Source organism: Streptomyces sp. NBC_00091 (assembly GCF_026343185.1).
In the GTDB taxonomy this organism is placed as follows: Bacteria; Actinomycetota; Actinomycetes; order Streptomycetales; family Streptomycetaceae; genus Streptomyces.
The window spans coordinates 4,688,856-4,701,814 of sequence record NZ_JAPEMA010000001.1; the positions used below are offsets into that span (position 1 = coordinate 4,688,856).

General features: G+C 73.5%; 11 protein-coding genes. 9 read left to right on the plus strand and 2 right to left on the minus strand.

Annotated elements, in window-relative coordinates:
- Positions 1-69: 69 nt before the first annotated feature.
- Positions 70-1,593, minus strand: a complete 1,524-nt coding sequence (locus OOK34_RS21660) for an aldehyde dehydrogenase (NADP(+)) (protein WP_267035510.1) — start codon at positions 1,591-1,593, stop codon at positions 70-72.
- A gap of 137 nt (positions 1,594-1,730) precedes the next feature.
- Between OOK34_RS21660 and OOK34_RS21665 the strand changes: the two genes are divergently transcribed.
- The 9 genes from OOK34_RS21665 (at position 1,731) to OOK34_RS21705 (ending at position 11,847) form a co-directional block, all read left to right on the plus strand.
- Entirely contained in the window at positions 1,731-2,531 is an 801-nt protein-coding gene (locus OOK34_RS21665; RefSeq protein WP_267035511.1) for an IclR family transcriptional regulator, read from the plus strand.
- A gap of 148 nt (positions 2,532-2,679) precedes the next feature.
- The gene (locus tag OOK34_RS21670; protein ID WP_267035512.1) at positions 2,680-3,666 is read left to right on the plus strand and encodes a hypothetical protein; all 987 of its coding nucleotides are present in this window, start codon (positions 2,680-2,682) and stop codon (positions 3,664-3,666) included.
- 108 nt (positions 3,667-3,774) lie between these two features.
- Positions 3,775-5,076, plus strand: coding sequence for a sensor histidine kinase (locus tag OOK34_RS21675; protein WP_267036857.1), 1,302 nt, complete (start codon positions 3,775-3,777; stop codon positions 5,074-5,076).
- On the plus strand, positions 5,073-5,738 hold the full coding sequence (locus tag OOK34_RS21680) for a response regulator transcription factor (protein ID WP_267035513.1): 666 nt from the start codon (positions 5,073-5,075) through the stop codon (positions 5,736-5,738). The genes OOK34_RS21675 and OOK34_RS21680 overlap by 4 nt, the downstream gene beginning before the upstream one ends.
- A gap of 62 nt (positions 5,739-5,800) precedes the next feature.
- Positions 5,801-7,249, plus strand: coding sequence for a penicillin-binding protein 2 (locus OOK34_RS21685; RefSeq protein WP_267035514.1), 1,449 nt, complete (start codon positions 5,801-5,803; stop codon positions 7,247-7,249).
- A gap of 63 nt (positions 7,250-7,312) precedes the next feature.
- Complete coding sequence (locus OOK34_RS21690; protein WP_267035515.1) at positions 7,313-7,804, plus strand: GNAT family N-acetyltransferase; 492 nt, start codon at positions 7,313-7,315, stop codon at positions 7,802-7,804.
- A 60-nt stretch (positions 7,805-7,864) separates the two neighbouring features.
- Entirely contained in the window at positions 7,865-8,572 is a 708-nt protein-coding gene (locus OOK34_RS21695; protein WP_267035516.1) for a DsbA family oxidoreductase, read from the plus strand.
- A gap of 220 nt (positions 8,573-8,792) precedes the next feature.
- On the plus strand, positions 8,793-10,685 hold the full coding sequence (locus OOK34_RS21700) for a DNA/RNA non-specific endonuclease (protein WP_267035517.1): 1,893 nt from the start codon (positions 8,793-8,795) through the stop codon (positions 10,683-10,685).
- 94 nt (positions 10,686-10,779) lie between these two features.
- Entirely contained in the window at positions 10,780-11,847 is a 1,068-nt protein-coding gene (locus OOK34_RS21705) for an aminotransferase class V-fold PLP-dependent enzyme (protein WP_267035518.1), read from the plus strand.
- Positions 11,848-11,867: 20 nt separating this feature from the next.
- Here the strand turns inward: OOK34_RS21705 and OOK34_RS21710 are convergent, their stop codons facing one another.
- The gene (locus OOK34_RS21710) at positions 11,868-12,938 is read right to left on the minus strand and encodes an alanine--glyoxylate aminotransferase family protein (protein ID WP_267035519.1); all 1,071 of its coding nucleotides are present in this window, start codon (positions 12,936-12,938) and stop codon (positions 11,868-11,870) included.
- Positions 12,939-12,959: the final 21 nt, after the last annotated feature.

Below are 12,959 nucleotides of genomic sequence, written 5' to 3' on the forward strand. Positions count from 1 at the left end.
CGGGACCCCGCGCGGCAGGCCCCCGCCGCCCGCCCGCCCGGCCCCCGCCCGCCCGCCCGGCGTCCCGGCTCAGGCGCCGGTCACCCGGCGCGGCAGGCCCAGCGGATTGGCCTCGCGCAGCTCTGGCGGAAGCAGCGCGTCCGGCACCGACTGGTAGGCCACCGGGCGCAGCCACCGCTCGATCGCGGTGCCGCCGACGGAGGTGGAGTGCGAGGTGGCCGCGGGGTACGGGCCGCCGTGGTGCTGGGCCGGAGCCACCGCGACCCCGGTAGGCCAGCCGTTCACCAGGATCCGCCCCGCCAGCCCCGTGACCTGCGCGATCAGGGCGGAGGCCGGCCCCGGCGCGCCCTCGGTCTCGGCGGCCGACAGCTGGAGGGTGGCGCTCAGGTTCCCGCCGAGCCGGCCCAGCACCTCGGCGGCCTCGCGCTGGGCGGCGTACCGCACGACGACGGTCACCGGGCCGAAGCACTCCTCGAGGAGCACCTCGTGGGCGCCGCCCTCCAGGAGGTCCGACGCCGGCACGCTGAGGAAGCCGGCGCCGACGGTGTGCTCCCCGCCCGGGCCCGGGGTGACGGGCGCGGTGACGCCGGGCAGGGCGGCCCGCTCGCGGACCCCGGAGACGAAGTTGTCCCGCATCCGGTGGTCGAGCAGGACGCCGGGCCCGCTCTCCCCGAGGGACTTGGCGAGCGCGCCGGTGAGCCGGTCGCCGTCGGGGCCCTCGGGCACCAGGACCAGGCCGGGCTTGACGCAGAACTGGCCGACGCCCAGGGTGACCGAGCCGGCGAGCCCGCCGCCGATCTCCTCGGCGCGCTCGGCGGCGGCCGCCGGGGTGATCACGACGGGGTTGAGGGAGCCGAGTTCGCCGTGGAAGGGGATCGGCACCGGCCGGGCGGCGGCCGCGTCGAACAGGGCCCGCCCGCCCCGGATGGAACCGGTGAACCCGGCGGCGGCCACCAGCGGGTGGCGGATCAGCTCCAGCCCGGCGTCGAAGCCGTGGACCACGGTGACCAGTTCCGCCGGCAGCCCGCACGCCACGGCCGCCCGGCGCAGCAGCGAGGCGCACAGCTCGGAGGTGGCCGGGTGGTCGGGGTGGGCCTTGACCACCACCGGGCAGCCCGCGGCCAGCGCGCTCGCGGTGTCCCCGCCGGGCACCGAGAAGGCCAGCGGGAAGTTGGAGGCGGAGTAGACGGCGACCACGCCCAGCGGAACCTTGTAGCGGCGCAGTTCGGGACGCGGCGGGCTGAGGGAGGGGTCGGCGCGGTCGATCCGGATGTCGAGGTAGGAGCCCTCCTCGACCGCGTCGGCGAAGGCCCGCAGCTGGCCGGTGGTGCGGGCCAGCTCGCCGGTGAGGCGTCCGGAACCCAGCGCCGTCTCGGCGTCGGCGGCCTCCACCACGAGCGGGGCGGCCTCGTCGAACAGCTCGGCGGCGGTCCGCAGGAAGTCGGCCCGCAGGCCGGCGTCCGCCAGGGCCCCGCGGGCGGCGTGGGCCGCGCGCACGGCCCGGTCCACCTCCTCGGGTGTGGCTTCCACCGCAACCTGTTCGCGCTGCTTCCCGGTGCGGGGGTCCACACTCCAGACTGGTGTCGCTGCCATGGCCCGCTACCTCCTGGACCGTTCAGTATTCTGAACGCCGTTCCGGTGGATGAATGATCACTGCTGCTGCGGACTCTATTTCCGCGTCCACCGGGTGACAAGAGGCGCTCAGAGCCGACCAGAGGGGAAGTAGGCGTATGACGACAGCCGAGACGGCCGGCGAGGCCGAGCCGGGGGCCCCCGCGACGGCGGCGCCGGTGAAGTCGGCGGTGCGCACGGTCCTGCTGCTGGAGCACTTCGCGGCCCGGCCCGGCCTGCACAGCCTCGCCGACATCCAGAGCGACCTCTCCCTGCCGAAGTCCAGCCTCTACATGCTGCTGCGCACGCTGGTGAACCTGGGCTGGGTGGAGACCGACGCCACCGGCACGCGGTACGGCATCGGCGTACGGGCCCTGCTGGTCGGGAGCTCGTACATCGACGGGGACGAGGTGGTGGCGGCGGCCCGGCCGACCCTGGACCGGCTCTCCGACGACACCACCGAGACCATCCACCTGGCGCGGATGGACGGGACGAGCGTGGTCTACCTCGCCACCCGCCAGTCCCAGCACTACCTGCGGCCCTTCACCCGGGTGGGGCGCAGGCTGCCCGTCCACTCGACCGCGCTCGGCAAGGCGCTGCTGGCCACGCACACCGACGAGGAGGTGCGCGCGCTGCTGCCGAAGCGGCTGGAGTCGGTCACGGAACACACCATCACGGACCGGGAGCAGCTGGTGGAGGAGCTGGCGCTGGTGCGGGAGCAGGGGTACGCGGTGGACCGGGAGGAGAACACGCTCGGGCTGCGCTGCTTCGGCGTGGCGGTGCCGTACCGGACGCCGGCCCGGGACGCGGTGAGCTGCTCGGTGCCGGTGGCGCGGCTGACGGAGGGGCACGAGCGGGTGATCAAGGCGGCGCTCTTCGAGGCGCGGGACCGGCTGTCGGTCGTGACGCGGCGCATGTGAGACGGCGGATGCGAGACGGCGGATGCGAGACCGCGCGGGTGAACCGGGGCCTGTGAACCGGGGCCTGTGAACCGCCTCCCCCGCGTGGGGGAGGCGGTTCACCTTCGTGGGGGAGGTGGCGGGGCGCCGCGCACGCGACGGTTGAGCCATGACCACACGAGCCGTGCACGTGACGAACGCGACGCAGCCGTCGGCCCCGCAGCTGGGGACCGCGCGGCGGATCCTGCGGGTGGCGGGACTGGCCGCCACCCTGCCCTACCTGACCCTCAAAGCGGCCTGGGTGGCCGGGAGTCATGTCGGGATACCGGCGGGCAGCGTGCTGCTGGAGCACGAGGCCTTCTTCGCCGTGGCGAATGCGGTGACCCTGGCGATGGACGCCACCGTGATCCTCATCGTGCTGGTGCTCACCCAGCCCTGGGGCATGCGGGTGCCGGGCTGGCTGCTGACCGTCCCGGTCTTCGTGGCCTCCGGGCTGCTCGCCCCGATCGTCATGGGATTCCCGGCCCAACTCGTCGCCAAGGCACTGGGCGCCGAGGTGGGGGAGGCGGCGGAGGCGGCCCAGGCGTCCTTCCTCGATCCGTGGGTGTTCACCGTGGTCTACGGAGGCTTCATCATCCAGGCGATCGCCCTGGCCGGGCTGTTCGTCCCCTATGCGCGAGAGCGCTGGGGCGGGCGCTGGCGGGGCCCGCTGGGGCAGCGGCTCCCGTCTCCCACGGGGGTGGGGGCGGGAGTCGCCGCTGCGGCAGGGGTCGCGGTGGGCGGGGTGTGCCTGTACTGGGCGTTCGGGGGAAGCGCCGGACTGCCCGCCCAGCGGGTGGCGCAGTACTCGGTGGATACGGGTCTGGTGTCCGGGGCCCATGCGATATGCGCGCTCGGCGCCGGAGCCGGGGCGCTGCTGCTGGCGCGGGGCGGGGAGCGCCGGGCCGGGTGGCCGCTGGCCCTCACGTGGATCGGTTCGGGCGCGGCGCTGAGCTGGGGGGCGTGGATGCTGCTCGCCTCCCTCCTGGGGCCGGACACCGGCGTGGCGGATCAGCCCACCGCGGCGACCCTGCTGACCTACGCTGGCCAGATGATCACCGGCTTGCTGGCCGCCGCCGTCCTCGCCCGGTACCTCCACTCCCGCCGGGAGTGCTGAGGCGGGCGCCCGGGCCGCCGGCGGGGCGGGAGAGCCGACAGGGGGAGAGGCATGGATGGAGGGGGGACGGCCGTGAGCGGCTTCGGCGAGGTGAGGGCGGGCGGGGCGGTGCGCCGGTGGCCCGGGCTGTTGGCGGGGGCGGGGGCCCGGCTGCGCTGGGTGCACCTGATACTCGGCGGGGCCCTGCTGATGCCGTACTTCCTGCTGGCCCAGGTCGGGGTCGGCGTCGCGGCCGGCGGGGTCAATGCCCTGGCCTCCCTCCCCCTGACCCTCGCCGCCTATGCCGCCGCGCTGCCGCTGGCCGCCGTCACCGGGCTGCTCGGGCTGGTCCGGCCGCTGTCGGTGGCCGCGGTGCGGGCCATGTGCGGGGTGCCGGGGGACCGGCTGGCCGACGGGCCCGCCCGGTCCTGGGCGGCCCGGTGGCGGGCCTCCGCCTGGTGGACCCTGCACCTGGGGGTCGGGGCGGTGATCAGCGGGATGAGCCTCGCGGCGACCCCCATGGCGGTGGTGCTGATGGTGCTGCCCTTCTCCGGCACCCTGCGCGAGTCCCCCCTCGGGCTGGGCTGGTTCAGCAGCAAGGCGGACCCCTACGTCGCCCCCGTGCTCGGGGTGGGGCTGATGGCCCTGGTCCTCCTGTGCTCCGCCGGGGCGGGGGCGCTGCTGGCCCGGCTCGCACCCGTACTCCTCGGGCCGACCGCGGCGGACCGGCTGGCCGCCGCCGAGGAGCGGGCGGCCGACCTCGCCGTGCGCAACCGGCTGGCCCGGGAGCTGCACGACGCCGTGGGGCACGCGCTGAGCGCCGTCACCCTCCAGGCGGGCGCGGCCCGGCGGGTGCTCGACCGCGACCCGGAGTTCGTACGGGAGGCGCTCGCCGCGATCGAGGAGACCACCCGGCGCACCGTGGGCGAGCTGGACACGGTGCTCGGCCTGCTGCGGGACGGGGACCCGGCCCGGGCGGACGCGGCGCCCGCCCCCACCCTGGCCGCCGACCTCGACGGGCTGCTGGCCCGCACCCGGGCCGGGGGCACCACCATCACCGTCCAGCAGGACCCCGGCCCGGCCGGCGACTGGGAGCAGCTCCCGGCGATCGCCTCCCGCGAGGCCTACCGGATCGTCCAGGAGGGCCTGAGCAACGCCCTGCGCCACGGCCTGGGCCCCATCGCCCTGCTGATCCGGGTCCACACCCCCGACGACCACCGTGAACTGGAGATCACCATGACCAACCCGCTGGCCCAGGCCACGCCCGCCCCCGAGGACGGGCAGCGGCGCACCACCGGAGGCCGTGGACTGCGCGGCGCCGCCGAGCGGGCCGCCCTGCTCGGCGGCCGCCTCGAGGCCGGGCCGCAGGAGGGCCGGTGGCGGCTGCGCGCGTCCCTGCCGCTCGGCGGTGCCACCGGAGCCGGCCGATGAGCCGCCCGCCGCTGCGCATCGTCATCGCCGACGACGAGCGGATGGTCCGTACCGCCCTGCGGGTCATCCTCGACGCGGAACCAGACATGGAGGTGGTCGGCGAGGCGGCCACGGGCGCCGAGGCCGTCCCGCTGGTCCGCTCCCTGGCCCCCGACGTGGTGCTGATGGACGTCCGGATGCCGGAGATCGACGGCATCCGGGCCACCGAGCAGATCCTGCGGGCGATGGCCGACCCGCCCCGGATCGTGGTCGTCACCACCTTCGAGAACGACGCCTACGTCTATGACGCGCTGCGTGCCGGGGCCTGCGGGTTCCTCCTCAAGCGGGCCGACCCCGACGAGCTGATCGGAGCGGTCCGCCTCGTCGCCCGGGGGGACTCGCTGCTCTTCCCGGCCGCCGTCCGCTCCCTGGCCGCCGCTCACACGGCGGCCACCGCGCCCGCGGCGCCCGTCTGGGCGGCCCGGCTCACCGACCGGGAGGCCGACGTCCTGCGGCTGATGGCCACCGGACTGTCCAACCACGAAATGAGCGAGCACCTCGGCGTCGGCCCGCAGACGGTCAAGACGCACGTCGCCGCGGTCCTCGCCAAAACCGGCTCCCGCGACCGCACCCAGGCCGTCATCGCCGCCTACGAGGGGGGCTTCATCATGAGGAAAGGCTGAGAACCGGGCCACAATCGGGGCAGAGCGGAACGGGCGGGGGCGCTGGTACGTCCTTCTGGGGGATGAACAAGACGATCAGGCGTGCGTCGGTCTTCTGTCTGCTTCTGGTGCTGGCCCTTTTGGTGCGGGTCACCTGGGTGCAGGCATACCAAGGCCAGGCCCTCGCAGACGACAAGAACAACCGGCGCAACCTCATCGGGCAGTACGAGAACCCGCTGGGGAACATCATCGTGGGCGGTGAGTCCATCACCGGTTCGACGAAGACGGGCGGAAAGGACTTCGGTTACAAGCGGACCTACGTGGACGGCCCGCTCTACGCGCCGGTCACCGGCTACAGCTCCCAGGCCTACGGCACGACCATGCTGGAGGGTGTCTACAAGAACATCCTGAACGGCTCGGACACCCGGCTCAAGACCATGATGGACATGCTCACCAACAAGCGGGCCGATCCGGGCAACGTCCTGACGACCATCGACAAGGGCGTGCAGAAGGCCGCCTTCGACGCGCTTGACGGCAAGCAGGGCGCGGCCGTGGCCATCGACCCGGCGACCGGACAGATCCTCGCGGTGGTCAACAACCCCTCCTTCGACCCGGGCCGGATCACGGGCGCCAACGACAAGGACGCCTGGGAGCAGCTGTCCGCCGACCAGGGCAAGGCCATGGAGAACGTGGCGCTGCGCAAGCCGCAGGCACCCGGCTCCACCTTCAAGCTGGTCACCCTCGCCGCGGCGATCGAGAACGGCCTGGTGACGAGCATCGACACGCCGACGGGCGTTCCCGGCGCGTACACGATCCCCGGCACCCGCACACCGCTGCCCAGCGAGGCGGGCAACGAGGCCTGCAACAACGTCTCGCCCCGCACCGCCCTCAAGCTGTCCTGCAACAACGTCTTCGCGGAGCTCGCCTCCAAGCTCGGCCAGGACAAGATGCGGGCGATGGCGGAGAAGCTCGGCTTCAACACGCAGATCGACACTCCGGTCCGTACCAACCCGCCGAGCAAGTACCCCACGAAGAAGATGTCGGTCGACCAGGTCGCGCAGACGGGTATCGGCCAGTTCGACGTACAGGCCACCCCGCTCCAGATGGCCATGGTGACCGCCGCGATCGAGAACGGCGGCAAGCTGGTCGCCCCGCACATGGTCTCCGAGGTCACCGACGCCGACGGCAACGTGCTGGAGGACTTCAAGGACCCGAAGAAGGAGCAGGTGATGAGCCCGAAGACGGCCTCGATGCTCCAGGACGCGATGCGCACCGTGGCCACCGAGGGTGGCGGCAAGCCCGCGCAGGTGGCGGGCGCCGAGGTGGGCGGCAAGACGGGTACCGCCCAGCGCGGCGTGAACAACAGCATCCCGCCGCTGGCCTGGTTCACCTCGTACGCCAAGGCGGGCGGCAAGCAGATCGCGGTGGCGGTGGTGGTCGAGAATTCGGACACCGACCGCTCCGAGATCGGCGGCGGCAAGCTGGCCGCGCCGGTCGCCCAGAAGATGATGGCGGCCTGGCTGAAGAAGTAGCCGCCACAGGCACGGCACGGACGCGCCGGGAACCGACAGGGTTCCCGGCGCGTTCCCCTTCCCATGATCAGGACCGCGCTCCCGACCGACCTCGACGCCATCGCCGCCCTGCACACCCGGGCCCGCGCCACCTACTACCGGGGCCGCGTCCCCGAGGAGGCCTACGCGGGTGACGCGGAGCTGGCGCGCACCCGCGAGGGCTGGTCGCGGGCGGTGGCCCGCCCCGAGGCGCAGGGCCAGGTCCTGTGCGCGGAGCGGGACGGGGAGCTGACCGGGGTGGCGGCCTTCCGCACCGCCGACGGCGAGACCACCCTCACCCAGCTCCACGTCGACCCCGCCCACTGGCGCCGGGGCACCGGAGCCGCCCTGCACGCCGCCTGCCTCGCCGTCTGGCGCCGGGCCGGGATAGCGCGGGTCCGCCTGGAGGTCTACGAACACAACCTGCGCGCCCAGGCCTTCTACGCCTCCCACGGCTGGCGCCGGGACCCGGCGGCCACCCCGTCCGGCTCCCACCGCACGCTCTGGCTGGAGGTCGGTCCGGCGTCCGGGGAATGAGACGGGACCAGGGTTGGTTGAAGAAGAAACCGTTTGGTCGACCTGGAGAGAAGAAGGAACATGCGCGTCGAGATCTGGAGCGACATCGCCTGCCCCTGGTGCTACATCGGCAAGGCCCGGTTCACGAAGGGGCTGGCTGAGTTCGCGCACCGCGACGAGGTGGAGGTCGTCTTCCGGTCCTTCGAGCTCGACCCGAACGGCGCCAAGGGCGTCACCGCTCCCGTCCTGGAGATGCTCGCCAAGAAGTACGGCCGCACCCTCGACGAGGCGCGCGGCATGGAGGAGCACGTCGCCGCCAGCGCCCGCGCCGAGGGGCTGGAGTACCGGACGGACGGCCGCGACCACGGCAACACCTTCGACATCCACCGCCTGCTGCACCTGGCCGCCGCCCGCGGCCGGCAGGAGGAGCTGCTCGACCTCGCCTACCGCGCCAACTTCGCCGAGGAGCGCTCCGTCTTCGACCCCGAGGTGCTGCTCGCCCTCGCCGTGGAGGCCGGGCTGGACGAGGCCGAGGCCCGCGCGGTGCTCGCCGACGACTCCGCCTACGCGGACCAGGTGCGGGCCGACGAGCGCGAGGCGGCCGAACTGGGCGCCAACGCGGTGCCGTTCTTCGTCCTCGACCGCCGCTACGGCATCTCCGGCGGCCAGCCCGCCGAGGTGTTCACCCGGGCGCTGGAGCAGGCCTGGGCCGGGCGTGAGGTCGTGGAACCGGCCGCCGGCGCCGAGGCCTGCGAGCCCGACGGGGCCTGCGCCGTCCCGGGGGCCTGAGCCTGCGTCCTCCCGTCCGGGGCGCCCGCGTACCTGCCGTACCGGGCGCCCCGCCGTACCGCCCGTAGCGCCCCGGGCCGCTCGGCGCGCCCGCCCGGCGGCCCGGCCGTAGGCTGGACGTACACGCGCACGGCGCAGGCACCGGCCTGCTCGCAGTGCGTCAGTTCGCTTCGGTTTCAACCAACTCGGGGACCCGACTCCTTTGCGGAAGGAGGCCCCGATGACCGCCAAGAAGCGTTCGTCCGCCAAGTCCCGTGCCGCCACACCGGCGGACGGGCAGGACAGGCTCATCGGCCTGGCCAAGCAGTACATCCGTACCCACGGGTCCGCTTATCTCAAGGACCCGAACATCTCCTCGATAGGCATCGGCTACAAGGAGACGGAAAAGGGGAAGCGGACCAAGGAACTCACCCTCCAGTTCACGGTCGACACGAAGGTGCGTCCAGAGGGGATGAGGGAGCTCGGCACCACGGAGATACCCGAGGCCATCGACATCGGCGACGGCCTCACGCTGCACACCGACGTGATCGAGCGCAGTTACCAGCCGCACTTCCTCGTCGTCGCCGAGGCCCAGACGCCGGAGCGGCAGAAGCGCGTCGACCCGGTCCGTCCGGGAGTGAGCGTCGGGAGCGTCCGTCTGCACGCCGGGACCCTCGGATGCATCGTCTTCGACAAGAACGACGGTGCCACCTGCCTGCTGAGCAACTGGCACGTCCTGAACGGCGGGGAGGGTCAGGCGGGCGACCAGATCGTCCAGCCGGGCACGGACGACGACAGCCGCTTCGCAGCGAACCGCCTCGGCGCCCTGAGGCGCGCCCACCTCGGCACGGTCGGCGACTGCGCGGTGTCGACGATCACCGACCGCGGCGTCGAGACCGACATCCTCGGCCTCGGGGTCACGCCGAAACAGCTGGGCGAGCCGCACATCGGCGACAAGGTCGTCAAGTCCGGGCGGACCACCGGCGTCACGCACGGGATCGTGACCCGTCCCTTCGTCAAGGTCCGCGTCCCCTACGGGCCGCCGGTCGGGACGAAGGAGATCGAGTGCTTCGAGATCGGCCCCGACCCCCGCCACCCGCCGTCCGGCGGTGAGATCAGCACCTTCGGCGACTCCGGTTCGGCCTGGATGTTCAAGACGCGCTCGGGCAAGCCATCGGACGTACTGGCCGGCCTGCACTTCGGCGGCGAGGACGAATCCGATCCCGTGGACCGGGCGCTCGCCTGCTTCCCGCGCGCGGTGTTCGAGCAGCTGAAGGTCACCCTGGAGGCGCCGTCCACCGCCTCGCTGGAATCCCTGACCGGGTACGACCCGGGTTTCCTCGTCGTACCGGTCGGCACGCCGTCGCTCAACCCGTCGATCAAGGACACCGCGGTACTGCTCGACGGCTCCGAGGTGATTCCGTACACCCACTTCTCGCTGGCGCTGAGCAAGCTGCGGCGCTTCGCGATCTGGGTGGCCTGGAACATAGACGGCGGCGCGCTCAAGGCGCTCGACCGTCCCAGGAACTTCTTCAAGGACCCGCGCCTGCCGTCCGGGGTGCAGGTCGACAACGACCTGTACAAGGACAAGGGTGGCAAGGTCAACCGCCTCGACCGGGGCCACATAGCGCGCCGCGCGGACCTCTGCTGGGGTCCGCTGCCCGAGGCGCAGCGGGCCAACAAGGACTCCTTCTTCTACACCAACATCGCTCCGCAGATGGACGACTTCAACCAGAGCCTGCGCGGCGGCATCTGGGGAAAGCTGGAGGACGCGGTGTTCGAGGACGTCCAGGTCGACGACCTCAGGGTCAGCGTGTTCGGCGGGCCGGTCTTCCAGGAGGACGACCGGGAATTCCGCGGCGTGCGGCTCCCGCGCGCGTTCTGGAAGGTCATCGCCTACTCCGAACACGGCACGTTCAAGGCCAAGGCCTTCCTGCTGGCGCAGAACATCGTCCTGCCGGAAGCCCTGGAACTCGACGAGTTCCGGGTGTTCCAGGTCAAGCTCACGGAGGTCCAGAAGCAGGCCCACATCCGCTTCCCCGCCGTGATGACGGACGCGGACACCCTGGTGGTACCGGAATCCATGGAGGAACGTGCCCCGCTGGAGAGCCAGGCCGACATCGACTGGAGCTGAGCCGCCCCGGCCACCATCCCATAAGTATCGCTTTGGTTGCGTACGCAAAACTCGGCAATGGACTTTTAGTTGGTGTCCGCGCAGAGTGGACGGCATGGATCTTCCGCTCTCCCACGTGTCCCGCGTGTGCGCCGCCGAGTTCGCGCACTCCACCACCTTCCTCAACACCGCCGGCGCCGGGGTGCTCCCGCGCTCCGCCGTCGCCGCGGTACGGGAGCTGGCCGAGGCGGCGGGGGCCGGACTGCCTGCCGGGGCCGGCGACTTCGGCATCGTCGAGCGGGTGCGGGCCGCCTTCGCCCGGCTGGTCTCGGTCGACCCGCGGCGCGCCGCCGTCGGCTCGTCCGTCGCCGTCCACGTGGGCCTGATCGCGGCCTCCCTGCCCGCCGGCGCCGAAATCCTGGTGCCCGAGCGGGACTTCGCCTCCGTCATGAACCCCTTCGTGCTCCGCGGCGACCTCAAGGTCCGCTTCGCCCCGCTGGAATCCCTCGCCGAAGCCGTCCGCCCCGACACCACCCTCGTCGCACTGAGCGCCGTCCAGTCCGCCGACGGCCGCACCGCGGACCTCGCCGCGGTCCGTACGGCGACCGCCGCGCACGGGGCGCGGATGCTCGTGGACGCCACCCAGGCCGCCGGCTGGCTGCCCTTCGACGCCTCGCCGTACGAGTACACCGTCACCGGCGGCTACAAGTGGCTGCTCGGCGGCCGCGGCGCCTCGTACCTGACGGTCTCGGAGGAGGCCCAGCCCGGACTGACCCCGCTGCACGCCGGCTGGGTGGCGGCCGAGTCCAAGTGGGACGCCGTCTACGGCCCCATGCGGCAACTGGCCGGGGACGCCCGCCGCTTCGACGAGTCCGCGGCCTTCCTCCCCTACCACGCCGCCGAGCCCTCGCTGGCGCTGCTGGAGCGGATCGGCATCGATGCCGTCCACGCCCACGACACCGCCCTCGCCGCCCGCTACCGGGCCGGGCTCTCCCGCCTCGGCCATGAGCCCGTCCCCGGCGACGCCGCCATCGTCTCGGTACCCGGCCTGGCCCACCGGCAGCCCGACCTGGCGGCCGCCGGGATCCACACCTCCGCCCGCGACGGAGCCCTGCGGGCCTCCTTCCACCTCTACAACACCGAGGCGGACGTGGACCGGCTGCTGGACGTGCTGGCCGGCTGACCGGCAGGCGGACCCGGAAGCTACCCCCAGGCCGCCGAGGCCGCCGCCAGCGCCGCCGCCGGATCGGCGTCCAGGGCACGGGCCAGCGCCCCCAGGGCCGCCCCGACCGCCTCCGGCGAGGCCGCCGGGCCGTAGTGGTTGACCCGGACCATCTCCTGGGCCAGCGCCCCGCCGCCCGCCGCGAGGGGGGCCGCCGGGTCCGCCGCCAGGGCCTTGGCCACCACCAGCGAGGCGTCCGCGACCCGCAGCGTGGTCGCCACCGGGGCGGCCTGCGCGGTGAGGCCCACCCACGGGGCGATGCCGAGCGCCGCCGCGCCCGCCCGGGTGGCCCGGGCGGCCGCGGCGTGCCGCTCCAGCACGCCCGCCAGACCCTCGCCCGCGATCCGGTCCAGGCACGCCTCCAGCGCCAGCATCTCCAGCTGCGCGGGCGCGTGGAGCAGCGTCTTGCGCCCGCCGTCGATCCAGCGCTCCTTCCAGTCCAGCAGGGACAGGTACGAGCGCCGCGGAGCCGCCGGGTTCTCGGCGAACCGGGCCCAGGCACGGTCCGAGACCGACACCGCCGAAACGCCCGCCGGGCCGCCCATCGCCTTCTGCGCGCCGATCACGCACAGGTCCACGCCCCACGCGTCCGGCAGCAGCGGCTCGGCGCCCACCGAGGCGACCGCGTCCAGCATGAACAGCGCCCCGTGGGCCCGTACGGCCTCGCCGATCTCCGCGACCGGATTGGTGTTGCCGGTGGCCGCCTCGGCGTGCACCAGCGAGACGAAGTCGATCTCCGGGTGCGCGGCCAGGGCCCGGGCCACCTGCTCGCCGGTCACCGCGGTGTCGAAGGGCACCGCCAGGTCCACCACGCGCGCCCCGGCGTCGCGCAGCCAGTTGCCGAAGGTGGTCCCGTACGGCCCGGTGACGATGTTCAGCGCCGTCGAACCCGGCCGCGCCCCCGAGCGGATGCACCCCTCCAGCGGGAGCAGCGCCTCGCCCTGGGTGATCACCACGTCCTGCCGGGTGCCGAGGAGCCGGGCGACCCCCTGCTCGATCGACGCGAAGCGCTCGGCGGTGAGCGGCGGGAGGTCCAGGAGGGGGTGGGTCACGGTGGTGCTCTCTTCGTCCGG

What these genes read in the sequence shown, in the direction of transcription:
- OOK34_RS21670 (WP_267035512.1), top strand. Translation starts at nt 2,680, where the DNA reads ATGACCACACGAGCCGTGCACGTGACGAACGCGACGCAGCCGTCGGCC.
- OOK34_RS21660 (WP_267035510.1), bottom strand. Translation starts at nt 1,593, where the DNA reads ATGGCAGCGACACCAGTCTGGAGTGTGGACCCCCGCACCGGGAAGCAG.
- OOK34_RS21665 (WP_267035511.1), top strand. Translation starts at nt 1,731, where the DNA reads ATGACGACAGCCGAGACGGCCGGCGAGGCCGAGCCGGGGGCCCCCGCG.
- OOK34_RS21705 (WP_267035518.1), top strand. Translation starts at nt 10,780, where the DNA reads ATGGATCTTCCGCTCTCCCACGTGTCCCGCGTGTGCGCCGCCGAGTTC.
- OOK34_RS21695 (WP_267035516.1), top strand. Translation starts at nt 7,865, where the DNA reads ATGCGCGTCGAGATCTGGAGCGACATCGCCTGCCCCTGGTGCTACATC.
- OOK34_RS21680 (WP_267035513.1), top strand. Translation starts at nt 5,073, where the DNA reads ATGAGCCGCCCGCCGCTGCGCATCGTCATCGCCGACGACGAGCGGATG.
- OOK34_RS21685 (WP_267035514.1), top strand. Translation starts at nt 5,801, where the DNA reads ATGAACAAGACGATCAGGCGTGCGTCGGTCTTCTGTCTGCTTCTGGTG.
- OOK34_RS21700 (WP_267035517.1), top strand. Translation starts at nt 8,793, where the DNA reads ATGACCGCCAAGAAGCGTTCGTCCGCCAAGTCCCGTGCCGCCACACCG.
- OOK34_RS21690 (WP_267035515.1), top strand. Translation starts at nt 7,313, where the DNA reads ATGATCAGGACCGCGCTCCCGACCGACCTCGACGCCATCGCCGCCCTG.